This window comes from Morganella morganii H1r (assembly GCF_000633515.1).
Lineage (GTDB): Bacteria > Pseudomonadota > Gammaproteobacteria > Enterobacterales > Enterobacteriaceae > Morganella > Morganella morganii_B.
The window spans coordinates 31,430-53,782 of record NZ_AYMP01000018.1; the positions used below are offsets into that span (position 1 = coordinate 31,430).

General features: G+C 52.0%; 22 protein-coding genes. 14 read left to right on the forward strand and 8 right to left on the reverse strand.

Going from position 1 to position 22,353, the window contains the following annotated elements; genetic code table 11:
* Nucleotides 1–122 precede the first annotated feature (122 nt).
* From U868_RS0111295 to U868_RS0111305, 3 genes are all read left to right on the forward strand, one after another.
* Complete coding sequence (locus U868_RS0111295; RefSeq protein WP_025153393.1) at nucleotides 123–1,475, forward strand: APC family permease; 1,353 nt, start codon at nucleotides 123–125, stop codon at nucleotides 1,473–1,475.
* A gap of 27 nt (nucleotides 1,476–1,502) precedes the next feature.
* The gene (locus U868_RS0111300) at nucleotides 1,503–3,224 is read left to right on the forward strand and encodes an amidohydrolase (RefSeq protein ID WP_025153394.1); all 1,722 of its coding nucleotides are present in this window, start codon (nucleotides 1,503–1,505) and stop codon (nucleotides 3,222–3,224) included.
* Between the two features lie 68 nt (nucleotides 3,225–3,292).
* Entirely contained in the window at nucleotides 3,293–3,775 is a 483-nt protein-coding gene (locus tag U868_RS0111305) for a hypothetical protein (RefSeq protein WP_025153395.1), read from the forward strand.
* Between the two features lie 154 nt (nucleotides 3,776–3,929).
* On the opposite strand, the gene U868_RS0111315 is transcribed toward U868_RS0111305, so the two are convergent.
* Nucleotides 3,930–4,505 carry a TIGR00730 family Rossman fold protein gene (locus U868_RS0111315; protein ID WP_025153396.1) on the reverse strand — a complete coding sequence of 192 codons (576 nt, stop codon included), beginning with the start codon at nucleotides 4,503–4,505 and terminating at the stop codon, nucleotides 3,930–3,932.
* A 248-nt stretch (nucleotides 4,506–4,753) separates the two neighbouring features.
* Between U868_RS0111315 and rhtA the strand changes: the two genes are divergently transcribed.
* Both rhtA and dps read left to right on the forward strand, forming a co-directional pair.
* Complete coding sequence (gene rhtA, locus U868_RS0111325; protein WP_025153397.1) at nucleotides 4,754–5,653, forward strand: threonine/homoserine exporter RhtA; 900 nt, start codon at nucleotides 4,754–4,756, stop codon at nucleotides 5,651–5,653.
* Between the two features lie 157 nt (nucleotides 5,654–5,810).
* Nucleotides 5,811–6,314 carry a DNA starvation/stationary phase protection protein Dps gene (dps, locus tag U868_RS0111330; RefSeq protein WP_025153398.1) on the forward strand — a complete coding sequence of 168 codons (504 nt, stop codon included), beginning with the start codon at nucleotides 5,811–5,813 and terminating at the stop codon, nucleotides 6,312–6,314.
* A 311-nt stretch (nucleotides 6,315–6,625) separates the two neighbouring features.
* Here dps and U868_RS0111335 read toward each other — a convergent pair whose 3' ends face one another.
* Nucleotides 6,626–6,967, reverse strand: a complete 342-nt coding sequence (locus U868_RS0111335; RefSeq protein ID WP_025153399.1) for a hypothetical protein — start codon at nucleotides 6,965–6,967, stop codon at nucleotides 6,626–6,628.
* 349 nt (nucleotides 6,968–7,316) lie between these two features.
* Here U868_RS0111335 and U868_RS0111340 point away from each other — a divergent pair, with 349 nt between their 5' ends.
* A complete protein-coding gene (locus U868_RS0111340; RefSeq protein ID WP_025153400.1) occupies nucleotides 7,317–8,021 on the forward strand; it encodes a fimbrial biogenesis chaperone in 705 nt (234 codons plus the stop codon).
* Between the two features lie 16 nt (nucleotides 8,022–8,037).
* Here the strand turns inward: U868_RS0111340 and dinG are convergent, their stop codons facing one another.
* Nucleotides 8,038–10,146: an ATP-dependent DNA helicase DinG gene (gene dinG / locus U868_RS0111345; RefSeq protein ID WP_025153401.1), complete on the reverse strand. Its 2,109-nt coding sequence runs from the start codon at nucleotides 10,144–10,146 to the stop codon at nucleotides 8,038–8,040.
* A 185-nt stretch (nucleotides 10,147–10,331) separates the two neighbouring features.
* Here dinG and U868_RS25720 point away from each other — a divergent pair, with 185 nt between their 5' ends.
* The gene (locus U868_RS25720; protein ID WP_205275509.1) at nucleotides 10,332–10,481 is read left to right on the forward strand and encodes a hypothetical protein; all 150 of its coding nucleotides are present in this window, start codon (nucleotides 10,332–10,334) and stop codon (nucleotides 10,479–10,481) included.
* 32 nt (nucleotides 10,482–10,513) lie between these two features.
* On the forward strand, nucleotides 10,514–11,353 hold the full coding sequence (gene sseA, locus U868_RS0111355; RefSeq protein WP_025153402.1) for a 3-mercaptopyruvate sulfurtransferase: 840 nt from the start codon (nucleotides 10,514–10,516) through the stop codon (nucleotides 11,351–11,353).
* A 56-nt stretch (nucleotides 11,354–11,409) separates the two neighbouring features.
* On the opposite strand, the gene U868_RS0111360 is transcribed toward sseA, so the two are convergent.
* From U868_RS0111360 to rhlE, 3 genes are all read right to left on the reverse strand, one after another.
* Complete coding sequence (locus U868_RS0111360) at nucleotides 11,410–11,658, reverse strand: GlsB/YeaQ/YmgE family stress response membrane protein (protein WP_004235708.1); 249 nt, start codon at nucleotides 11,656–11,658, stop codon at nucleotides 11,410–11,412.
* An 84-nt stretch (nucleotides 11,659–11,742) separates the two neighbouring features.
* The gene (gene dusC / locus U868_RS0111365) at nucleotides 11,743–12,687 is read right to left on the reverse strand and encodes a tRNA dihydrouridine(16) synthase DusC (RefSeq protein WP_025153403.1); all 945 of its coding nucleotides are present in this window, start codon (nucleotides 12,685–12,687) and stop codon (nucleotides 11,743–11,745) included.
* 12 nt (nucleotides 12,688–12,699) lie between these two features.
* Nucleotides 12,700–14,046 carry an ATP-dependent RNA helicase RhlE gene (gene rhlE / locus U868_RS0111370; RefSeq protein WP_025153404.1) on the reverse strand — a complete coding sequence of 449 codons (1,347 nt, stop codon included), beginning with the start codon at nucleotides 14,044–14,046 and terminating at the stop codon, nucleotides 12,700–12,702.
* A 214-nt stretch (nucleotides 14,047–14,260) separates the two neighbouring features.
* On the opposite strand from rhlE, the gene cecR reads away from it, so the two are divergent.
* From cecR to U868_RS0111400, 6 genes are all read left to right on the forward strand, one after another.
* Nucleotides 14,261–14,947, forward strand: a complete 687-nt coding sequence (cecR, locus tag U868_RS0111375) for a transcriptional regulator CecR (RefSeq protein WP_025153405.1) — start codon at nucleotides 14,261–14,263, stop codon at nucleotides 14,945–14,947.
* A 38-nt stretch (nucleotides 14,948–14,985) separates the two neighbouring features.
* Complete coding sequence (gene hlyD / locus U868_RS0111380) at nucleotides 14,986–15,984, forward strand: secretion protein HlyD (RefSeq protein WP_025153406.1); 999 nt, start codon at nucleotides 14,986–14,988, stop codon at nucleotides 15,982–15,984.
* A 9-nt stretch (nucleotides 15,985–15,993) separates the two neighbouring features.
* A complete protein-coding gene (locus U868_RS0111385) occupies nucleotides 15,994–17,739 on the forward strand; it encodes an ATP-binding cassette domain-containing protein (protein ID WP_025153407.1) in 1,746 nt (581 codons plus the stop codon).
* A complete protein-coding gene (locus U868_RS0111390; protein WP_029991058.1) occupies nucleotides 17,736–18,872 on the forward strand; it encodes an ABC transporter permease in 1,137 nt (378 codons plus the stop codon). The genes U868_RS0111385 and U868_RS0111390 overlap by 4 nt, the downstream gene beginning before the upstream one ends.
* A gap of 10 nt (nucleotides 18,873–18,882) precedes the next feature.
* Nucleotides 18,883–19,980 (forward strand): ABC transporter permease, encoded by a 1,098-nt coding sequence (locus U868_RS0111395; protein ID WP_025153409.1) that lies wholly within the window; start codon nucleotides 18,883–18,885, stop codon nucleotides 19,978–19,980.
* A gap of 155 nt (nucleotides 19,981–20,135) precedes the next feature.
* Nucleotides 20,136–20,873 (forward strand): sel1 repeat family protein, encoded by a 738-nt coding sequence (locus U868_RS0111400; protein ID WP_025153410.1) that lies wholly within the window; start codon nucleotides 20,136–20,138, stop codon nucleotides 20,871–20,873.
* 111 nt (nucleotides 20,874–20,984) lie between these two features.
* Here the strand turns inward: U868_RS0111400 and U868_RS0111410 are convergent, their stop codons facing one another.
* Nucleotides 20,985–21,695, reverse strand: a complete 711-nt coding sequence (locus U868_RS0111410) for a Bax inhibitor-1/YccA family protein (protein WP_025153411.1) — start codon at nucleotides 21,693–21,695, stop codon at nucleotides 20,985–20,987.
* A gap of 200 nt (nucleotides 21,696–21,895) precedes the next feature.
* Nucleotides 21,896–22,351 carry a molybdopterin synthase catalytic subunit MoaE gene (gene moaE, locus U868_RS0111415; protein WP_025153412.1) on the reverse strand — a complete coding sequence of 152 codons (456 nt, stop codon included), beginning with the start codon at nucleotides 22,349–22,351 and terminating at the stop codon, nucleotides 21,896–21,898.
* Between the last annotated feature and the right edge of the window lie 2 nt (nucleotides 22,352–22,353).

The window sequence follows — 22,353 nt, forward strand, 5'->3', positions numbered from 1 at the left end:
GGTGCGAGGTTTATTGAAAATAAATGCAGACTGACCGTCATCCGCTGACGGCCGGAAAATAAGTGCTGTGCCGGGACGCCATGTCCGCGGCATGTTTCAGGCTATTGGGAAGGGCTGTAAAAATGCAACAGAATACTGTGCAGATGAAACGCGTCTTAAATACCCCCGCGTTGGTTTTCTTCGGGCTCGCCTATATGGTGCCCCTTGGTATCTTCACAACTTACGGACAGGTTACCGTCCTCAGTGAAGGTCATTTACCGGTTGCTTATATTATTACGTTGACAGCCGTCCTGTTTACCGCACTCAGCTATTGTAAAATGACCAGCACACTGCCGCTGGCCGGCTCTGCGTATTCCTATGTCCAGAAAGTCTTCGGCGGGAATACCGGGTTTCTGGTCGGCTGGGCGCAATTGCTGGATTATCTGTTTCTGCCGATTATCAACTATATCGCCATCGGTATTTTTGTGCATGAAGCCCTGCCGTCGGTGCCGATGGAGCTGATTATCGTCTCCACCATTGTGATTGTCTCTGTGCTGAATATTCTCGGGATCAAACTGGTCACCTCGATGAATATGCTGATCATTGTGATGCAGCTGATATTTATCGCGCTGTTCCTGTATCTCAGCTTCAGTTCCGCGTTCACGCTCGATAAAGAAGCATTGCTCGCCCCGCTGACGGTGATGTCCGATCAGGTGTCAGGGCTGTTTGCCGGTGCAGCGGTTCTGTGTCTCGCATTCCTCGGGTTTGATGCCATCTCCACCATGGCGGAAGAGACCAAAGATGCCAAACGGGCGCTGCCGAAAGCGATCCTTTATACCGTGTTTATTGCCGGGACATTATTTATCATTATCTCTTATGCCGCACATCTGAGCTATCCGGCGTGGCGTGATTTCCTGCCGAACACCGACATCGCCAGTATTCAGGTGATGGAAAAAGTCGGCGGCGCACTGATGGCATCCTCCTTTATTACGGCCTATGTGATCGGCGTGTTTGCCTCCGCAATGACATCCCAGGCCAGTATTGTGAGGATTTTTTATGCCATGGGCCGTGAAGGGGTGCTGCCGCGCTCGGTGTTTGCCCGTCTGCATGCCCGGTTCAACACGCCGGTGCTGTCGATCCTGTTTGTCGCCCTCGCCTCACTGATGGCACTGGTGCTCTCCCTGAGCCTGGTGGCGTCCATGATAAGCTTCGGCGCACTGATTGCGTTTACCTTTGTAAATCTGTGTGTTATCAAACACTTTATTATTGACCGGAAAGAACCGCTGACAGCTGCTGTGATCCTGCGCTGTCTGGTGGTACCGGCGATCGGGGTGCTGCTGACCCTGTGGCTGTGGACCAGCCTGGATGCTCAGGCACTGACTGTCGGCCTGATCTGGCTGGGGATCGGTGTGGTATACCTCGGTGTGATCACCCGCTTCTTTACCCGCCGTCCGCCGTCAATCACAGAAGAAGAAACTCACTTAATTATCAATTAACTCTGTTGATGAGGATTGGAGAGCATAATGAACATGACTGCCGCTGATATTATTTATCACAACGGTTATATCTATACTGCGGATGCGGAAAACCGCGTCGCCGGGGCCATCGCCATTGCTGATGGCCGTATTCTTGCCTGTGGTGATAATGATGACATGGCAGCATTCCGTGGTGAGCATACGCAGTTTATCGATCTCGACGGCAAAATGATGATGCCGGGGATTATTGATGGTCATATGCACCCGTTCTGGGGCGGTATTCAGCTGTTCGGCTGCCATCTGAATTATGAATCCCTGACCATTGATGAGATCCTCGCCCGTGTGCAGGCGCATCTGGATAATGATCCGCGCACCGGCGAAAACGACTGGCTGAAAGTGACCGCCTGGCTGCGTCAGGGCATGTTACCGGCCGGTATTGATATGTACCGTGAAGATATGGACAAACTCAATACCCGCCGCCCTGTCGTGCTGTTCTCCAATGACTGCCACACACTGCTTGCCAACAGCCGCGCGCTGGACCTGTTCGGGATCACCAAAGAGACCCCGGCACCGAGTGACGGTAAAATCGGCAAACACGCCAATGGTGAACTGAACGGTATCCTTGAGGATGCCCCGGCCATGCGTGCGGCGGACAGTATTCCGTCCATTCAGGCCGACCGTGCGGTGGATGTTGCCCGTCTGGTACAGAAAGTCCTCAATGAACAGGGCGTCACCATGGTCATGGATGCCCGTGTGGCGGAATTACAGCTGGATGCGTTCCGTGCATTACAGGAACAGGGTGAACTGACACTGCGTGTGCAGGCTGCCCGTGAAATCACCCCGGATGATGCGCCGGATGTGGCATCCGTGCCGCAGGCCGTGCAAAACGCGGTTGCCTTTGCGGAGCGTTATCATCAGCCGCAATGGGGCCCGGAACCGGGCATCGCGGTAAAAAACATCAAAATGTTTGTTGATGGTGTGCTTCAGTTCCCGACCATGACCGCCTCCCTGCTGAAACCATACCGCATCAATCACGGCACCCCGGCACAGCCGGACTGGCGTGAAACGGAAAATTACGGTGATCTCTATTTTACTTCAGAGGTGATCGATGCCCTGCTCGAACGTATCGCAGCGGCCGGGTACGATCCGCATCTGCATACTGTCGGTGAAGGTGCGGTTGATATGGTACTCAACGGCATCGAAAAAATGCGGGCTGCGCATCCGGGCAAAGATATCCGTCCGGGACTGGCTCACAATGAGCTGGTGGATGCCAAAGATTACGCGCGTTTCGCCAGACTCGGCACCATTGCCTGTCTCTCTTTCCAGTGGGCGGCACCGACTGCGGAACTGGCGGAATTCACCCGCAATATGATCGGTGAAACCCGTTTTCAGCAGCTGGAGCCTATCGGTAAGTTTGTTGATGCCGGTGCGGTCGTTGCGTTCGGCAGTGACTGGCCGATTGATGATTTTGATGAATGGTATGATCTGAAAGTGGCAGCCACCCGCCGTGGTCATCCGGTCAACGGCCAGCCTGCACCGCGTCTGGACACCGACCGTGATCTGACTGTCACGGAAGTACTGCGTGCCGCCACGATTGACTCGGCTTATGCCCAGCACCGGGAAGATATTCTCGGCTCCCTGGAACCGGGCAAACTGGCGGATATGATTGTGCTCGATCGCAATGTGTTTCAGATACCTGCTGATGATATCGCCAATGTGAAAGTGCTGCGCACCATTGTCGGTGGTAAAACCGTTCATCTGACCAACTGACAAAAACACCGTTCCGGTATACAGTTAAAGAGCCTCTGTCAGAGGCTCTTTTTATAAGGATATTCACCATGAAACGGATTATCAGAAAAAACCCGTTCAGCTTTTCCGGTATGTTACTCGGCCTGCTCGCCATGGCAGCCTTCTTTTTTGCGCAATATCAGACCGATAAATACATTGAAAGCCGTCCGCCTGCCGAACAGGTGGTTTATAACAAAATCAGTGCGATGAAACAGGCTGCCAAAGCGGCACTGCGGGGATATGAGTATCAGGCGGAAACCACGCCGGCGGATGAAGAACGGCGCGCGTTATCGGAGTCAGCCCGTTATGCGGGCTATACAGGAACAGCACTGGCACTGCTGACGCTGTTTTTTGCCGGGGCCGGGTTTATGCGAAAAGAAAATAAAATCGCCGCACGTATTGCCCTGTTGTGCGGCGGTAGTGTGATTGCGGCAGAATTGTTTTTGTTTGCCCTGACCGGCATAGCCGTTGTTGCGGTGATTGTGATTCTGGCAGCAGTAATACTTTCCGCTGATTTTTTCTCACTATGCTGACGCTGCAACAGCCCTGATTATCAGTGCTTAATCGCCAGTGTGTGTATCACCGGCTGAGATAATCCGCCATCAGAGTAAATAACTGCTGATAAAGCTCAGCAATACGGTCAGTATCATTCAGTGTGGCCGGGCGGATTATCATGGAGTTCTCCGGTTAATCGTAAGTTTTGACCGCCGGTGCCTCATAATCACGGAAGCGGCGGATAAGCGCGTTACCCTCCGTTTCGACTATCGCCATATGGCGGTATTTTTCCTGCATAAACTGCTCATCGGTCATTTTGCTGATCAGCGACAGCAGCGGGTCATAATAATTATTGATATTCATCAGCCCGACCGGCTTCTGATGAAGCCCGATCTGGCTCCAGGTAAAGACCTCGGCAAACTCTTCCAGAGTGCCGAAGCCGCCCGGCAGGGCGACAAAGCCGTCCGCCAGTTCAATCATTTTGCTTTTGCGTTCATGCATGGTGCTGACGCGGTGAAGCTCCGTCAGATTTTTATGGGCAATTTCCCGCCCTTCCAGCAATGCCGGGATCACGCCGATGGCCTTCCCGCCTTCGCGGAGTACGGTATCCGCCACCGTCCCCATGATCCCCACACTGGCACCGCCGTAAACCAGGGTAATTCCCTGCTCAACCAGAATCCGGGCAAATTTCACGGCCTCAAGGCGGTAAATCTCTGATGCACCCGCTGCTGATCCGCAATAGACCGCAATTCGTTTAATATCCCGCATATCTGCCCTGTCCTTATCGTGATGAAATGAAAAACCGGCAGTCAGTATACGCAAGCGGTCTGAAGATAGCACTCGTCAGATTTCGCTATGTTATCAGGCAATCTCTGTTTGCGGATTCATATCCTCTAAAATCTGTAATTGCTATCCGTCAGCCGCCCCGCTAAGATTGCATGATGAGTGCTGCCTTTTGCATGCAATTCAACATAACTAATTGTCTCAACGCATTTTTATTGCTCCCGAGGTTCTTCATGTCTGCGTCTCCCCGCCAGCAAAATGGTTCTCCGTGGTTACCGATCGGCTTATTGCTGCTGTCGATGATTTCTATTCAGAGCGGCGCCTCACTGGCGAAAACCCTGTTTCCGGTTATCGGCGCCCCGGGGGTGACCGCCCTGCGTTTACTGCTGGGGACGGCGATTCTGCTGGTGATTTTTAAACCCTGGCGGCTGCGTTTTACCCGGGAGTCACTGCTGCCGATGCTGGGATACGGCCTCTCGCTCGGGATAATGAACTATCTGTTCTATCTGGCGCTGTCCACCATTCCGCTCGGGATTGCGGTCGCTCTGGAATTTACCGGGCCGCTGGCGGTCGCCATGTTCGGCGCACGGAAAATAACGGATTATCTCTGGATTATTCTGGTGATCGCCGGTCTGGCCTTTTTGCTGCCGCTCGGTGAGCAGATCGGAGATCTTGAGCAACTGGATCCGATCGGGATGCTGTATGCCCTCGGTGCCGGGGCGGGCTGGGCGCTCTATATTATTTTCGGCCAGCGTGCCGGACGGTTTTACGGTGCAGCCACCGTTTCCGCCGGTTCGCTTATCGCCGCGCTGATTTTTTTCCCGGTAGGGGCCTATCACAGTGATCTCAGTGTGATGTTCAGCTGGGCGGTACTGCCGGTCGGGGTGGCGGTGGCCATCTTATCGACGGCCTTTCCGTATTCACTGGAAATGGTGGCACTGACCCGTCTGCCGACACGGACATTCGGTATACTGATGAGCCTTGAACCGGTGATTGGGGCAATGGTCGGGATTATTTTCCTGCATGAGCATCTGTCATTCGCACAATGGCTGGCGCTGAGCTGCATTGTCATCGCCTCCATGGGCGCGGCTCTGACCATCAAACCGAAGTCAAAAATCAAATCTGTTGAGTAATCACCTGCCATACTGAAACCGGCCTTGTGCCGGTTTGCCTATCGATTCTATAGTTTTAATCGAATTTAACTATTATCTGTGCTGCCCTATAGTAACCCCATCGAAACAGAAATGTTTAACTGAATAATGTTTAACGGAATAAATAAGGGGAACAATAATGAGCACCGCAAAATTAGTGAAAACCACCGCTTCTCACTTAGTGTACACCCGTAACGATGTCACTGATGATATTAAGCAGGAAACCATTGATGAACTGAATCATCAGGTTCTGCAGTTTATCGACCTGTCGCTGATAACCAAACAGGCACACTGGAATCTGCGCGGACGCAATTTCATTGCTGTACATGAAATGCTGGACGGCTTCCGCGACAGCCTTAACAGCCATCTGGATACCTTTGCCGAACGCGCTGTTCAGCTCGGTGGTGTGGCACTCGGTACCTCGCAGGCGATAAGTAAAGCCTCTGCTTTACCGGCTTATCCGACTGATATCCACACTGTGCAGGATCACCTGAAAGCACTGGCCGACCGTTATGCTATCGTCGCCAACGATATCCGCCGTGCCGTCAGCCGCGTTGAGGATGAAAATACCGCAGATATGTTTACTGCCGCCTCCCGTGACCTCGACCAGTACCTGTGGTTTATTGAAGCCAATATCGAATAAATATCAGAAATACAGCACCGTAACCGGCAGGTTGCGGTCTGAAATTAACATCTCGTGTGTGAGTATGTGTCGCAACAATAAAAACAGTAAGACTTAGTGAGTCAATCCTACCCTTTATACCGCCTCCGGGCGGTTTTTTTATTATTTTCAGCAGCGAAAAGAATAATTCCATACTTCATTGCCGATCAGTCATTTTATCATATTAATAATATCGAATATATATTTGAGTTAACACCATGACCGGGAAAATAACTTACAACAGAAATACATGATATGGAAAATAAATCAGGACAGTGTAATAACCGATGCCTTTATTTGTTTTCTTTTATTAAAAAAATTATAGACCTCATACCTATTTTAAATGGCATCATATAGTTAATGACTGATGCCATTAAAATCAGTACAACTACTGACGAAATTAAGTCAGTCATAAAATATTCATCACTATCCAAAGTCCATATCATTCCTGTCATAGCAATGATAATCAGAATAAACATAACAATGGATGTTGAACTTAAAACTCTGACCCTTTTAATTACATCATGGGGTGCCGGGCTATCAGCCGCTTCATAAATTTTAGCCACATCATTTTGGGTAAAACCACAAGAGAGTAGTTCCTTCTCCAGTTGCAAATCTTTTTTCTCTTCGTTCATGATATTTCCTTTATCCATGATTTTCAGCAAACCGGTCACTTACTGATTATCTGTCAGAAGAGTATATCGGGAATCCGCAGGTGAAAAAATCCCTTTTCCTCTCAAAGAGATTTGTTTCACCCTGATACCGGTCACAGCCAGGCCTCTTTCAAATACTTTCCGGTATCACACTCCGATGGCATTTGCTGATGCATACGCAGAATCGCGAAAAAATACGTATTTCAAAAACAAAAAAAATGCATAAAATTAAATGAAATAAAGGGAATACGTTAATACGTAATCATGACAGGCCATTATCTCAGTAATAATACCTGTCCGTGTATTCCTTCGTGCGTAACGGGGAAATAAAATGAAATCATATCTGTTATTAATTGTGTATTTTATCAGTGCCTTTTCTTTCGCTGACGGTATCAGTGCGAACAGTACACGGTATATTTATCCGGAAGGTGCTCACGATATTACGGCACGGATAGATAATAAATCCGCCACTGCGGCATTTGTTCAGTACTGGCTCGACCCGGGAGATTCCGACGCTCTGCCCGCGAACCTGCCGGTCACGCCATTTGAACTGACCCCGCCGGTTTCACGTATTAATCCGGGAGTGGTACAAAATTTACGTATACGGCTGATGGATAAAAGCAGTATACCGTCTGACAGAGAAAGTCTGTGGTGGCTGAATGTTCTGGATATTCCGCCGATCAGTAAAACAGCTTCACCGGAGGCAAAAGATTCCATACAACTTGCCGTCCGTTCACGGTTTAAAGTCTTTTACCGCCCTGCCGGATTAAGTGACAGAAATACCGCCACACAGCAGGTTACATTTCAGTCCGGCAGTCATTCAATACGGGTCAATAATAATTCGCCGTACCACATTACCATTACGGAAATAACGCTGGCGGATAAAAAACAAATACTGCATAAATCCTTTATGCTGACACCGAAAAGCCGTTCGGAAATTACGGTAAAAAGAGCGGTTAAACGCGGTGACCATCTGACTGTCAGCAATATCAATGATTATGGCGGTAATGTGACCTTTACCGCCACGGCAGAATAACCGTTATCCGTTTATATTATTTTTCCGGTTCAATATCCGGACGCACAATCGGAAAGACCGGTAATGCATTAAGCAACCTGCTGCCGTACCGTTTGGTCAGCAGGCGCTGGTCATAAATCACCACATCCCCGTGACACTGATGGCTGCGGATCAGCCGCCCGACCTGCTGGATCAGCGTAAATGACGCGCCCGGCAGGCTCTGGATTTCAAACGGATAGCGGTTCAGGGATTTCAGCCAGTCGTTTTCCGTGATAATCACCGGGTTGGTGACCGGCGGAAACGCGATTTTGTGAATATGTACCTGAGTCAGGTAATCCCCTTTCAGATCAAGCCCCTCGGCAAAAGAATGCAGGCCGATCAGCACACTGGTCTGCCCGTCCCGGATCCGCTGGCAATGGGTTTCCACCAGCCGGTAACGGGGCTGATCCCCCTGCACCAGCAGTTGCAGGCGCAAATCCGTCACATGGGTGAGAAACAGATCCATTGCCCGCTGACTGTTAAACAGCACCAGCATGCCGCGGTGTTCACCGGACGCCAGCTGTGAGCGGAAATAACGTGCCATTTCTCCGATATGTGCGGCTTCATCTGCCGGTGTCGGTTCATAATGCATTTTCGGGATCACCAGGCGCCCCTGACGACAGTGATCAAACGGGGAATCGAGTGCCACAAAGCGGTCATCCGCCTTTTCACTCAGCCCGGTCATTTCCTGCAACCGGCTGAAACTGTTGAGTGAACGCAGGGTTGCCGAGGTCACCACAATGTTCGGCACATTACGCCATAACAGGTGACTCAGTTGTTCACTGACACGGATGCCCGCACAGTGGAACCAGAGGTGAGATTGATTTTTTTCATAGCGGCGGCTGAGCCACTTCGAGACCGGCGCGTGTGAAATTTCCGACAGCGCCGCCAGACGCCACAGTTTGGCGCTGTTTTCCAGTGCACCGAGAAACTTACCGGCGGTGAGGATAGCTTTATGCAGACGGACAATATCCTGTTTTGCCGTCTGTTCGTTCAGATCACTGAGTATCCCCTCCACCATGCTGTGCAGGGCATCCGTCTGTTTTGACAGTTGCTGAGCCGCCGCCGTCAGCGGCTCCGGCAATTCCCCGAGCGGAAACAGATAATGCGGATCTGCCGCCTGCTCCGGCAGCAGCGCCTGTGTATACATTGCCACATCACGGTACACGTCTGACATCGCGTCCAGATGTTTCTGCAGACGGGTACTGTCTGCCAGTTTCGGCGGTTTTACCGGGCGGAACTGTTGCAGATACTGAGTCACAAAACGGGAAAGGTTATCCAGCTGCGCCTGAAGGGATACCAGGGTGATATCCCCTTCCACTTCCAGAGAATCACGGGCCACATCAGCGATATGGTGCCCTTCATCCAGCACCAGCAGCAGTTTTTTGCTTTCCGGCAGAACCGATTCATTCTCCATTGCCGCCATCACCAGCGCATGGTTGGCGACCACCACATCCACACTTTCAATTTCACGCCGCGCCAGGAAAAACGGACAGCGCGAGTAATACTGACAATTGCGCCCGAGACAACTGAGTTTGTCAGTGCTGATTTTGCGCCACAGGCTGTCCGGAATAGCGGTTTTGTGGTGATCACGCAGGCCGTCCCAGCCGAAAGAGGTAAAATCATTCTGCAGCTTGCGCACGGTATCGCGTTCAGAGGCCGTTGCCACATCCGCTTTATCTTCGAGCAACAGCATCAGATCGATTTGTTCCCCTTCAGCCGCGCCGATCACCGCCATATTGCGCGGACACACATAGCGCCCGCGTCCGAACGCACCGGTAAAACGCAGATCAGGGATAATTTTTGCCAGCAGCGGCAGATCTTTGCTGTAGATCTGATCCTGCAACGCGACATTGGCGGTGCTGATCACCAGCAGCTTTTGCTGTTCCCGCGCCACCGCAATGCCCGGGATCAGATAAGAGAGAGTTTTCCCCACCCCGGTCGGGGCTTCAATCACCAGATGCCGCCCTTCATCACCCGCCATCGTCCGGGCGACTTCTGCAATCATTTCCCGCTGCGGCGCGCGCGGAACAAAGCCGTCAATCTGCGCCGGCAGAGCTTTGTACCAGGCGCTGATTTGTTGTTTGACGGTGGCGGAAAGGGGCATCTGAAAACCTATGGATAAATAAACAGGGTGCTATTGTTTCACACTACAGAAAAAAAATCAGCATATCCGGGCCGATACCGCTCATTTTCTGCATACGGTTGCTTCAATAGTTTGTTACAATTAATCAACATAGCCCCGGATTTGTCCGGCAGACAGGCTCCATCAGATAAGACCAGAATACATCTATGAAGAAATTATTGATTATTTTCATTTTTATTTTTGCCTTCGGCTCCCTCGGCGGCGTTTTTCTTGCCGGAATGAATATGTATAATCGTTCGGTTGCCCCTGAAACTCCATCCACGGCGCAGGATACGACCACCGGTGAAACCCGGTAGCACTCTGCGTCCTGCTAACGAGGTTAATTGCGATGTACCGAGACTATTTTGTGACCGCAGACTGGCTGCACACGCACCTGAATGACGACAATCTTGTTGTGCTCGATGTCAGCAAAGCGCCGCCCGGTCAGCCCGCAGATTGCCGTCAGTTATGGCTTGAGCGCCATATTCCGGGCGCACACTATTTTGATCTGGATAAAGTCGCTGATCTCTCCTCGCCGCTGCCGCATATGCTGCCGTCACCGGAGGTGTTCGCACAGGCTGCCGGTGAATCCGGGATCGATAATGACACCATGGTGATTATTTATGATCAGGGTAACCTGTTCTCCGCCCCGCGTGCCTGGTGGACACTGAAAACCTTCGGTGTGAAAAATCTGCGCATTTTACAGGGCGGGCTGAGTGCCTGGGCCGGTGCCGGTTATACCACTGAAAGCGGTGATATCCCGCTGCCGCAGGCGAAAACCTTTGTGCCGGAATTTCAGCGTCATAATGCGGTGAATAAAGATGATGTGCTGCTGGCGATTACGGACCCGGAAATTCAGATTGTCGATGCCCGTTCTGCCGACCGTTTTCAGGCGCTGGCACCGGATCCGCGTCCCGGCGTGCGTTCCGGCCATATTCCCGGCAGCTGCAATGTACCGTGGAATACCCTGGTGGAAAACGGGATCTTCAAATCCCCGACACAGATTCAGCAGATATTCCGTGATGCAGGTGTGGATTTAAGCAAATACCTGGTGGTGTCCTGCGGTTCCGGTATGACAGCGGCCATACTGCTGCTGGCGCTGACGCTCACCGGCCATCAGAATGTCCGTCTGTATGACGGTTCCTGGGCGGAATGGGGCGGTTCAGACACCCTGCCGATTGAACCATAAAAAAATGCCGGAGCACGTCAGTTGCTCCGGCATTTTTTAAATCAGTTATACGGCTGTCAGCCCGCAAACTTCCCGGCGAGAAACAGCACCACCATCGCGCCGATCACCGCGACCACAAAGCTGCCGAAATTAAACCCGTCGACACGCCCCTTGCCGAAGAAAACACTGATATATCCCCCGACAACAGCACCGACAACACCCAGCACAATCGTCATAATAATGCCGATACTATAGGTTCCGGGCATAATCCATTTCGCCAGCACACCGGCGATCAGGCCAAAAATAATCCAGGACAGAAAATTCATCAGCACCTCCTGCTGTATTAACGGGTTAAGAAAAAATCCGGCTCACCTGTCAATTAAAGTGCGATATGGTAAAAAAAGCAAATTTTATGCGCCCTGAGCCCGGGCAATCGCCTGTGCAATGGCGGCAGAATCTTTCAGCGGGCGGATCACAGCAAAAAGTTCATCCGCTTCCTGCGGATAGGCTTTGTGCAGATAGCTGAACCACTGTTTGATACGTGCCACATGGTACAGCCCGGTATCCCCCTGCTTTTCCAGCTGCGTGTAGCCGTACAGCAATGCCACCACGTCCGGCCACGGCATAAAGGGCACATTATATTTAACCACCCGGCTCAGGTTCGGCACATTGAGTGCTCCGCGCCCGAGCATCACCGCATCACAGCCGGTCACAGTCAGACATTGCTGCGCACTCTGCCAGTCCCGGACTTCGCCGTTGGCAATCACCGGAATGGCGAGCCGCTGGCGGATAGCCGCGATCGCAGGCCAGTCAATCAGATCCGCGCGATAGCCTGCTTCTTTGGTGCGCCCGTGCACCGTGATCTCGGTTGCCCCGCCCTGTGCCACCGCATCGGCAATTTCAAACTGATGTGCATTACTGCTCCAGCCGAGCCGCACTTTCACCGATACCGGAAGATGTGCCGGTACCGCCTCACGGATGGCTTTGGTGCCCTGATAAATCAGTTCCGGGTCTTTAAGAAGCGTCGCACCGCCGCCGCTGCCGTTCACTGTTTTGGACGGGCAGCCGCAGTTGAGATCCACCCCGTGCGAGCCGAGTTCCGCCGCCCGCGCGGCATTTTCCGCCAGCCATTGCGGGAACTGCCCCAGCAGCTGGATCCGCACCGGCGTACCGGATTCGGTCAGACCGCCGTGTTCCAGCTCCGGACAGAGACGGAAAAACAGTTTCTCCGGCAGCAGCATATCCACCACACGGACAAACTCGGTGATACAGAGATCATAATCATTCACCGCCGTCAGCAGATGACGGACGAGGGGGTCAAGGACCCCCTGCATCGGTGCTAAAAGAACACGCATGAGCCGGTTCCGTTATTTACCCCGGTTACCCCACGGGCTGCCGGAGTCGCTGTTGCCGGAACGCGGTTTGTGCTGACGCGGACGTGACGGGCGTTTGTCGCCGCCACCGCTGTTACCGCGGCCTTCGGCGCTGCGCCCTTGTCCGCCCTGACGTCCGCCGCCGGAACGGCCGTTACCGCCGCGACCCTGCTTCGCTTTCTGGATAGGTTCGGCTTTGATGGACGGATCCGGATCGTAACCCGGTTCAGCCATCCGTTCGATTTGCTTTTTCAGCAGTTTTTCAATGTCGCGTAATAAATCATGCTCATCGACACATACCAGTGATAATGCCAGGCCGGTAGCCTCAGCACGCCCGGTACGGCCGATACGATGGACATAATCTTCCGCCACATTCGGCAGTTCATAGTTCACGACATACGGCAGTTGTTCGATATCCAGGCCGCGTGCCGCGATATCCGTCGCAACCAGCGCGCGGATAGCACCGCTTTTGAAATCCGCCAGTGCACGGGTACGAGCCCCCTGGGATTTATTACCGTGGATAGCAGCAGCTTTGATGCCGCTGCCGTTAAGGAATTCCGCCAGACGGTTGGCACCGTGTTTGGTGCGGGTAAAAATCAGCACCTGCTCCCAGTTATCACGGCCAATCAGGTGTGCCAGCAGTTCTGCTTTGCGTTTTTTATCCACCAGGTGAACAAACTGCGTGACCTGCTGTGAGGCACTGTTGCGCGGGGAGACTTCCACCGTCACCGGATTATTGAGAATAGTATTCGCCAGTGATTTGATCCCGTTGGAGAATGTCGCGGAAAACAGTAAATTCTGACGTTTCACCGGTAATTTTTTAATAACACGGCGGATATCATGGATAAAGCCCATATCCAGCATGCGGTCGGCTTCATCCAGCACCAGAATTTCGACTTTGGATAAATCCACGGCATTCTGATGTTCCAGATCCAGCAGACGGCCCGGGGTGGCAATCAGGATGTCCACGCCGCCGCGCAGTTTCATCATCTGCGGGTTGATACTCACCCCGCCGAAGACGACCAGAGAACGGGTACGCAGATGGCGGCTGTACTCGCGGACGTTTTCGCCGATCTGAGCGGCCAGTTCGCGGGTCGGGGACAGGATCAGCGCGCGTACCGGGCGTCCGCCGCCTTTGCGCGGATTATCCTGTAAATATTGCAGGATAGGTAAGGTAAAACCGGCGGTTTTTCCCGTACCGGTTTGTGCGCTGGCTAATAAGTCATGTCCGGCAAGCACCTGCGGAATGGCCTGCATCTGAATCGGGGTTGGTTGTTCGTAGCCCATCTCTGCGACGGCCTTCTGAATTTCCGGGCATAATGGTAATGATGAAAAACTCATGAATTGTTAAGACTCCGCCCCGGTCTGTTGTCTGCGGGGCCTGCTGATAATTGAATGTCGAAAATTAATCCGTCACTCCGGAAGAAATATCGATAAAATACGCCTGTGATCAATCCGTTGCTTACTGCTCATTTACAACAGATACTGATGAGCATACAGTTAATCATATGATTGATCTCTCGTTTATGCCGACACACCTATAAGGATATACGCCATGTCAGTCAATACGACTAATACGCCGCGAGGCGAACAAGCCAAGCTCGCTTTACTGGAAGCCGCTATTGAGATTTTCGGACTGAACGGCCCAAATAGTGCCACTACTCGCCAGATTGCACAACGTGCGGATCAAAATATCGCAGCTATTGCTTATTATTTCGGCTCAAAAGACGGATTGTATCTGGCCGTTGCACAGCATATTGCCGACATTATCCGTGATGAATTCCGTCCTGTCATTGAAGAAATTGATCTGTTTCTGGAAAACGGGACTGACGAACGGGACGAAAACCGCTGTCTGCAACTGATTGAGCTGAGTTTTCTCGCCTATAATGAACTGGTGCTGAAGAAAAGTAATATTAATATCAGCCGGATTATGTCACGCGAGCAATTAATTCCGACCAAAGCTTATACGCTTATCCACGAACAGGCGCTGTCCGCGATTTTTACCCGTCAGGCCAGATTAGTTGCCCGTTATACCGGGCTGCCGGACGGACATATCAATACCCTTATCCACACACACGCCCTGATGGGTGAAATATTGTCTTTCCGTCTGGCGCGGGAAAATCTGCTGCGTCAGACCGGCTGGGATAATATAGGCCCGAAAGAGTATGACATGATCAACGAGGTACTGCGGGAACATATCCGGCTGCTGCTCAGCGGATTAAAGCAGCATTACCGGAACTGATACACCACTGTCTCTGATAACTCACCAGGAATCCATTCATGAAGCCAATGAAAAAAACCGGGATACTTATCATTATTCTGATCCTGCTGGCCGGTGCCGGCGGCTGGTACTGGTGGGAGTCACGCCCGTCAGGGCCTGCTCTGCTGTACGGTAATGTGGATATCCGGACGGTGAACCTTGGTTTTCGTGTCGGCGGCAAACTGCAATCCCTGAATGCGGATGAAGGGGCGGCCGTTCAGCCCGGTGAGCTGCTCGGTATGCTGGATGATACGCCGTACCGTCACGCCCTGCTGAAAGCGGAAGGGGTACGGGACAGCGCGCAGGCTGCATTACTGATGATGGAAACTGGCTACCGGCCGGAAGAAATCGCGCAGGCAAAAGCCGATGTTGCCCGTAATACGGCAGCGGCGGAATTTGCCCGTCAGTTTTATCAGCGCCAGGCCGGACTGATGAAAAGCCGTGCTATCTCCGCCAATGACCTGGAAAATGCCCGTAATCAGCGCAATCAGGCCGATGCGGCACTGAAAGCCTCACAGGACAAACTGAACCAGCTGGAAAACGGCTACCGCAAAGAAGAGATTGCCGAAGCACGCGGGCAGCTGAAACAGGCCGAAGCCGCCGTGGAGCAGGCGCAGCTTGACCTGGCGGATACCCGGCTGACCGCACCGGCAGAAGGCACTATTCTGACCCGCGCCATCGAACCCGGTACCATTTTACCGGCTGGCAGCACCGTGTTCACCCTGACACTGACCAATCCGGTGTGGGTGCGGGCGTATGTCAGTGAAAGTGAGCTGGGACAGGCGCAGCCCGGCCGTAAAGTATTGCTGGAAACCGACAGCCGCCCGGGCAAACCGTATCACGGGCATGTCGGATTTGTCTCCCCGACCGCCGAGTTTACCCCGAAATCCGTTGAAACCCCTGCACTGCGGACAGATCTGGTCTACCGGCTGCGTATTGTGGTGACGGATGCCGACCCGCTGCTGCGTCAGGGAATGCCGGTGACCATCCGCTTTGATAATGAAGAGCAGCAGCCGTAAGGAGAGACGATGTCAGACATCACTATCTCCCTCAGTGCCGTCGAAAAATGTTTTCCCGGCCTTGATAATCCGGCGGTTAACCGGCTGACCACCACCATCAGGGGCGGCGGTGTGACCGGGCTTGCCGGGCCGGACGGCGCCGGAAAAACCACGCTCATCCGCATGCTGGCCGGATTACTGAAACCGGACAGCGGGGAAATCCGCGTGGCCGGTTTTGATCCGATTGAAGACAGTGTCGCTCTGCGCGCACAGCTCGGTTATATGCCGCAGAAATTCGGGCTGTATGAAGATCTGTCCGTGATGGAAAACCTCCGTTTATACGCTGAACTGCGCGGCCTGCCGCACCATGAACAACAGGCAGTTTTTGACCGCCTGCTGACCTTTACCGATCTGACCCGTTTTACCGGCCGTATGGCAGGCAAACTCTCCGGCGGCATGAAACAGAAGCTCGGGCTGGCCTGTACGCTGCTCGGGCAGCCGCAGGTGCTGTTGCTCGATGAGCCGGGTGTGGGGGTCGATCCTATCGCCCGCCGCGAACTGTGGCGGATGGTGCACTCTCTCGCCGATGACGGCATGCTGATCCTCTGGAGTACCTCTTATCTGGATGAGGCAGAGCAGTGCCGTGATGTGCTGCTGCTCAATCAGGGAAAAGTGATTTATGAAGGCAAACCGGCACAGCTGACAGAAACCATGGAGGGCCGCTCTTTTCTGCTGGCTGCCGCACCAGGGGAACGCCGCCGCCTCTTACAGGAGGCATTGATTCAGCCACAGGTGTCTGACGGTGTTATTCAGGGGCGTTATGTCCGGCTGATTGTGAAACCACAGGCTGATACCCGCGCCCTGCTCAGCGCACTGAAATGTCATGATACCGAACTGCTGCCCGCTAAGCCCCGTTTTGAGGATGCATTTATTGATCTGCTCGGCGGCGGCCCTTCTCACCGCTCACAACTGGCGCAGATTATGCCGCAGATCCCGGCGGCACCCGATGAAACCGTGATTGAAGCCGTCAGCCTGACCAAAAAATTCGGCGATTTCGCTGCAACCGATCATGTAGATTTTCAGGTCAAACGCGGGGAGATTTTCGGCCTGCTCGGCCCGAACGGCGCGGGCAAATCCACCACCTTCAAAATGATGTGCGGCCTGATGATCCCCAGCAGCGGCCGAGCCCTGGTGCTGGGACTGGATCTGAAAACCAGCTCAGCCAAAGCCCGCAGCCGCCTCGGTTATATGGCACAGAAATTTTCCCTCTACGGCAATCTGACGGTCGCTCAGAATCTGACATTTTTCTCCGGCGTTTACGGCCTGCGCGGCAAAGCACAACAGCAGAAAATCGACGATATGGTGAATGCCTTTAATTTCACCCCGATCCTGCGCCAGACCACCGAAGATTTGCCGCTCGGCTTCAAACAGCGGCTGGCGCTGGCCTGCGCCCTGATGCATGAGCCGGATATTCTCTTTCTCGACGAACCCACCTCCGGGGTTGACCCGCTCACCCGCCGTGAATTCTGGCTGCATATTAACGGTATGGTGGATAAAGGCGTAACCGTGATGGTGACCACTCACTTTATGGATGAAGCGGAATATTGTGACCGCATCGGGCTGGTCTATCACGGCAAAATCATTGCCGCCGGCACCCCCGATGAGCTGAAAGCCTCAGTGGCGGATGACACCCATCCGGATCCGTCAATGGAAGATGCCTTTATCGGACTGGTCGAGGAATATGACAAAGAAAGCGCACAGGAGGCCGCATCATGAGCACACCTTCCGGTTTTTCATGGCGCCGTCTGCGGGCGCTGTGCATCAAAGAAAGCAAACAGATTGTCCGCGACCCGTCGAGTGCCCTGATCGCCATTGTTATTCCGCTGATTCTGTTATTTATTTTTGGCTACGGCATCAATCTGGACTCATCAAAACTGCGCCTCGGGATTCTGGTTAATCAGCAGAGTGAACCGGCGCGGGAACTGATCAGCTCATTTACCGGTTCTCCGTTTATTGATGCCACCCTCAGCGATAACCGCCATGAATTAATCGATAAACTTCAGGCGGGACATATCCGCGGTATTGTGGTGATCCCGGCGGATTTGGACAAACGTCTGGCTCGTCAGGGCGATATCGCACAGATTCAGGTGATTACGGATGGCAGCGAACCCAATACCGCCAATTTTGTGCAGGGTTACGCTAATGGTATCTGGCAGATCTGGCAGCAGCAGCGGGCACAGGATCGGGGGATCAGCAGTGAACCACCCATTGATGTCCGGCTGCGCTACTGGTTTAACCCGGCGGCCATCAGCCAGCATTTTATTATCCCGGGGGCTATCAGCATCATTATTACCGTGGTCGGCGCGATCCTGACCTCACTGGTGGTGGCGCGGGAATGGGAACGCGGCACCATGGAAGCCCTGCTTTCCACACAGGTGACCAAAACGGAACTGCTGCTCTCCAAACTGCTGCCCTATCAGGTGCTCGGCAGCTTTGTCATGGTGCTGTGTATGGTGGTAACCGTCTATGTGCTGGATGTGCCGTATCACGGCTCGCTGTGGCTGCTGGCACTGGTAACGTCACTTTATCTCGCCACGGCGCTCGGTATGGGACTGCTGATTTCCACGGTAACCCGCAATCAGTTTAACGCCGCCATGATTTCGCTGAATGCGGCGTTTCTGCCCGCAATTATGTTGTCCGGCTTTGTATTTGAAATCGACAGTATGCCGGTGGCGATACAGGTGGTGACTTATGTAATCCCGGCGCGTTACTTTGTGGAAAGCCTGCAGACACTGTTCCTGGCGGGCAATATTATGCCGGTGATTATCAGTAACCTGGTGTTGCTGATCCTGTCAGCGATTGTGTTTATCGGCCTGACCGCCCTGAAAACCCGCCGCCGGCTTGATTAAGGAGACTGCCATGTTTCACCGGATATTCACCTTAATTATCAAAGAACTGCAACTTCTTCTGCGTGAGCGTCAGACCCGGACGATCCTGATCGTACCGGTAATTTTTCAGATGATTTTATTCCCGCTGGCGGCAACGCTGGAAGTTACCAACGCGACTATCGCGATTTACGATGAGGACAAAGGTCCCGCATCCATTGAACTGACTCAGCAGTTTGCCAAAGCCAGTGCCTTCTCCGATGTGCTGCTGATCCAGAACCGGCATGACGTACAGGATGTGATTGATAACCGCAAAGCCCTGCTGCTGGTGCATTTTCCGCAGAATTTCAGTGCGCAGCTTTCCGCGCAGAAACCGGCACAGCTGCAAATTCTGCTCGACGGGCGGAATTCCAACAGTGCGCAGATAGCCGCCAATTATGTTCAGCAGATCACCGCACATTATCAGCAGGAACGGATGCCGCAGGCGGTCACCAGTGAACTGGTGGTGCGCAACTGGTATAACCCGAACCTGGATTATAAATGGTTTATCGTGCCGTCGCTGGTGGCGCTGATCACCACTATCGGCGTAATGATTGTCACTTCACTGTCGGTTGCCCGTGAACGGGAACAGGGTACGCTGGATCAACTGCTGGTTTCGCCGCTGACCACCGGTGAAATCTTTGTCGGCAAGGCCGTTCCGGCACTGATTGTGGCCACGGTACAGGCCAGTATCGTGCTGGTGATCGGCATTTTTGCTTACCGCATCCCCTTCTCCGGTTCACTGCTTCTGTTTTATTTCACCATGATGGTGTACGGCTTGTCGCTGGTCGGGTTCGGTCTGTTAATCTCCGCCCTTTCCGCCACTCAGCAGCAGGCCTTTATCGGTGTGTTTGTTTTTATGATGCCTGCCGTGCTGCTGTCCGGTTATATTGCCCCGGTGGAGAATATGCCGGTCTGGCTGCAACATATTACCTGGATCAATCCTATCCGCCATTTCAATGAAATCACCAAACAGATTTACCTCAAAGATGCGGATTTCAGTGTTATCCGCCAAAGCCTCTGGCCGTTGCTGGTGATCGCCGTGACCACCGGAACCGCCGCCTATGCATTATTCCGGCGGAAGATTGCGTAAATAATAATAAAACTTGAAATTAATATAATTGATTATTTTGACATCTTTATAAAAAAGGTCAATATTAGTCCGGTCCGATATAACAATTATTATAAAAAATAAAAACCATCCTTTTAAAGGATACAACAATCACGCCATATTTATCCGGATAAAAAATGCATAAAAAATTAATCTTCCTGCTGTTATTACCTGGTTTCAGTCTCTGTGCTTACTCAGAAAGTCAGTGGAATAACAACATTACTGTGTATGAATACAACCCAATTGAACTACGCTATGATCCGGCATTACCAGAATATGCCCCCTATCCAAAAAATAAAAATGAGCTGACCTTGCTGATTAATAGAGCAAAAAGTGGTAATTTAACAAGTCGTTATACGTTATTCTCCTTTTATTATAATAACTGCTACCACCTGCAGCAATTAAGTGGTAACACGGGCATTTCAGAACATTGTAATACCGCTGTTTACCATCTGGAAGCGTTACTTTCTTCAGATCCTGAAAACCCGCTTGCTTTATTCCACTATGGTTTTATTTTATCCCATGGTTACGGGAAAGAAAAAGATATGAAGAACGCTATAACTTACTATGAAAAAGCGTGTCACATTGGCAGAAACAGATTGATTTCTGCCTGTGATTTTGTATTTTCAGCATTTTTAAATGGTGAGGAAAACATAGATAAAGATATCGATAAAGCAAGAGAACATGTTGCCACCGTCGCTGGCTACGGAAATAAAAAATATCAGAAATATATTGATAACTGGGATTATATCCTATTCAGAATAAATACAGAAAAGGAAGTGAATAATTGTATAGAATCCGGGGGAAATACCGCTGAGTGCATAAAGTCAGGAAATAATAAGATGAAAAAATATAATGCTAAGTATGAAAAATAAAAATACCACGAGATCCGGACACCGGAACAGATTATTGCAGATGCAGAGCAGTAAACGTAAAAAGGCCGGTTTTCACCGGCCTTTCATTGTTACATCCTGTTCTGTCTGTGATTAGCGGCGATCGCCCATCAGGCGCAGCAGCATCAGGAACAGGTTGATGAAGTCCAGGTACAGCGACAGCGCACCCACAATCGCATAGCGGCGCATGGTGTCTTTATTGCTGCTGTCAATCTGCTCACCCAGCTCACGCAGTTTTTGGGTGTCATACGCGGTCAGACCGGCAAACACAATCACACCGATATAGGTGATGATCAGTGTCATACCTTCGCTTTTCAGCCAGATATTAACCAGTGACGCGATGATAATACCAATCAGCCCCATAAACAGGAAATTACCCATGCCGGACAGGCTGCGTTTGGTGGTGTAGCCGTAGATACTCAGTGCACCGAACATCCCTGCCGTGATAAAGAAGGTGCTGACGATAGATGCATCTGTATACACGATAAAGATACTGGAGAGCGTCAGCCCTGTCAGTGCGGAATAGAGCATAAACAACCCGGTCGCCATGGACGCGCTCAGGCGCTCAACCATGCCGGAGATAACCCAGACCAGTGCCAGCTGAGCAATAATCAGCCCGAAGAAGGTGATTTTGCTGGAGAAAACAAAGCTCATAATCGCCATTGAGTTAGACGAATACCAGGCGACGAAGGCCGTCAGCAGCAGACCGCATGCCATCCAGCCGTAAACCTGGGCCATATAAGCCTGAATACCGGAGCCCGCCTGTGAAACTATCGAGCCGTTAGAACGAGGAAATCGGTCCATGATGGATAACCCTTTCATCTGTATCAAATTGTTTATCGGATGATAAACGACCAAGGCCTATAGATTATCACATAAAAAGGGTGTTGCCAGCAGGCAAACTGTCAGGAATCCCCCCCTTTTCTTTACAAACAGTAAATATTTTTAACCTGATGTGCCGCCGCCGGAAAAAATCCGGCGATACGGGCGTGATTGGCGGTAAATTACCAGCGTTCTGCGGCTTTTTGGTCGCTTTCTCTGGCATCCACCCAGCGGGTGCCGCCTTCCGGTAATGTCTCTTTTTTCCAGAACGGCGCGCGGGTTTTTAAGTAATCCATCAGAAATTCCGCCGCTTCGAATGCCATACCGCGGTGAGCAGCACTGACACCGACAAATACAATTTCATCATTCGGGTACAAACTGTCGACCCGGTGGATCAGTGTCACCCGCTGTAACTCCCAGCGCTCACGTGCCTGTGCGACAATATCCGCCAGCGCTTTTTCGGTCATGCCCGGATAATGCTCCAGCGTCAGAGCCGCCACATTATCACCCAGGTTATGATTGCGGACTTTGCCGGTAAACGTGACCACTGCGCCGTCATCCGCGCAACCGGCCAGCCACTGGTATTCCTCACCGACACTGAAATTGCCGGTCTGAACAGCAATCCGGGTATTATTCATGA

What these genes read in the sequence shown, in the direction of transcription:
- U868_RS0111295 (WP_025153393.1), top strand. Translation starts at nt 123, where the DNA reads ATGCAACAGAATACTGTGCAGATGAAACGCGTCTTAAATACCCCCGCG.
- U868_RS0111300 (WP_025153394.1), top strand. Translation starts at nt 1,503, where the DNA reads ATGAACATGACTGCCGCTGATATTATTTATCACAACGGTTATATCTAT.
- U868_RS0111305 (WP_025153395.1), top strand. Translation starts at nt 3,293, where the DNA reads ATGAAACGGATTATCAGAAAAAACCCGTTCAGCTTTTCCGGTATGTTA.
- U868_RS0111315 (WP_025153396.1), bottom strand. Translation starts at nt 4,505, where the DNA reads ATGCGGGATATTAAACGAATTGCGGTCTATTGCGGATCAGCAGCGGGT.
- rhtA (WP_025153397.1), top strand. Translation starts at nt 4,754, where the DNA reads ATGTCTGCGTCTCCCCGCCAGCAAAATGGTTCTCCGTGGTTACCGATC.
- dps (WP_025153398.1), top strand. Translation starts at nt 5,811, where the DNA reads ATGAGCACCGCAAAATTAGTGAAAACCACCGCTTCTCACTTAGTGTAC.
- U868_RS0111335 (WP_025153399.1), bottom strand. Translation starts at nt 6,967, where the DNA reads ATGAACGAAGAGAAAAAAGATTTGCAACTGGAGAAGGAACTACTCTCT.
- U868_RS0111340 (WP_025153400.1), top strand. Translation starts at nt 7,317, where the DNA reads ATGAAATCATATCTGTTATTAATTGTGTATTTTATCAGTGCCTTTTCT.
- dinG (WP_025153401.1), bottom strand. Translation starts at nt 10,146, where the DNA reads ATGCCCCTTTCCGCCACCGTCAAACAACAAATCAGCGCCTGGTACAAA.
- U868_RS25720 (WP_205275509.1), top strand. Translation starts at nt 10,332, where the DNA reads ATGAAGAAATTATTGATTATTTTCATTTTTATTTTTGCCTTCGGCTCC.
- sseA (WP_025153402.1), top strand. Translation starts at nt 10,514, where the DNA reads ATGTACCGAGACTATTTTGTGACCGCAGACTGGCTGCACACGCACCTG.
- U868_RS0111360 (WP_004235708.1), bottom strand. Translation starts at nt 11,658, where the DNA reads ATGAATTTTCTGTCCTGGATTATTTTTGGCCTGATCGCCGGTGTGCTG.
- dusC (WP_025153403.1), bottom strand. Translation starts at nt 12,687, where the DNA reads ATGCGTGTTCTTTTAGCACCGATGCAGGGGGTCCTTGACCCCCTCGTC.
- rhlE (WP_025153404.1), bottom strand. Translation starts at nt 14,046, where the DNA reads ATGAGTTTTTCATCATTACCATTATGCCCGGAAATTCAGAAGGCCGTC.
- cecR (WP_025153405.1), top strand. Translation starts at nt 14,261, where the DNA reads ATGTCAGTCAATACGACTAATACGCCGCGAGGCGAACAAGCCAAGCTC.
- hlyD (WP_025153406.1), top strand. Translation starts at nt 14,986, where the DNA reads ATGAAGCCAATGAAAAAAACCGGGATACTTATCATTATTCTGATCCTG.
- U868_RS0111385 (WP_025153407.1), top strand. Translation starts at nt 15,994, where the DNA reads ATGTCAGACATCACTATCTCCCTCAGTGCCGTCGAAAAATGTTTTCCC.
- U868_RS0111390 (WP_029991058.1), top strand. Translation starts at nt 17,736, where the DNA reads ATGAGCACACCTTCCGGTTTTTCATGGCGCCGTCTGCGGGCGCTGTGC.
- U868_RS0111395 (WP_025153409.1), top strand. Translation starts at nt 18,883, where the DNA reads ATGTTTCACCGGATATTCACCTTAATTATCAAAGAACTGCAACTTCTT.
- U868_RS0111400 (WP_025153410.1), top strand. Translation starts at nt 20,136, where the DNA reads ATGCATAAAAAATTAATCTTCCTGCTGTTATTACCTGGTTTCAGTCTC.
- U868_RS0111410 (WP_025153411.1), bottom strand. Translation starts at nt 21,695, where the DNA reads ATGGACCGATTTCCTCGTTCTAACGGCTCGATAGTTTCACAGGCGGGC.
- moaE (WP_025153412.1), bottom strand. Translation starts at nt 22,351, where the DNA reads ATGAATAATACCCGGATTGCTGTTCAGACCGGCAATTTCAGTGTCGGT.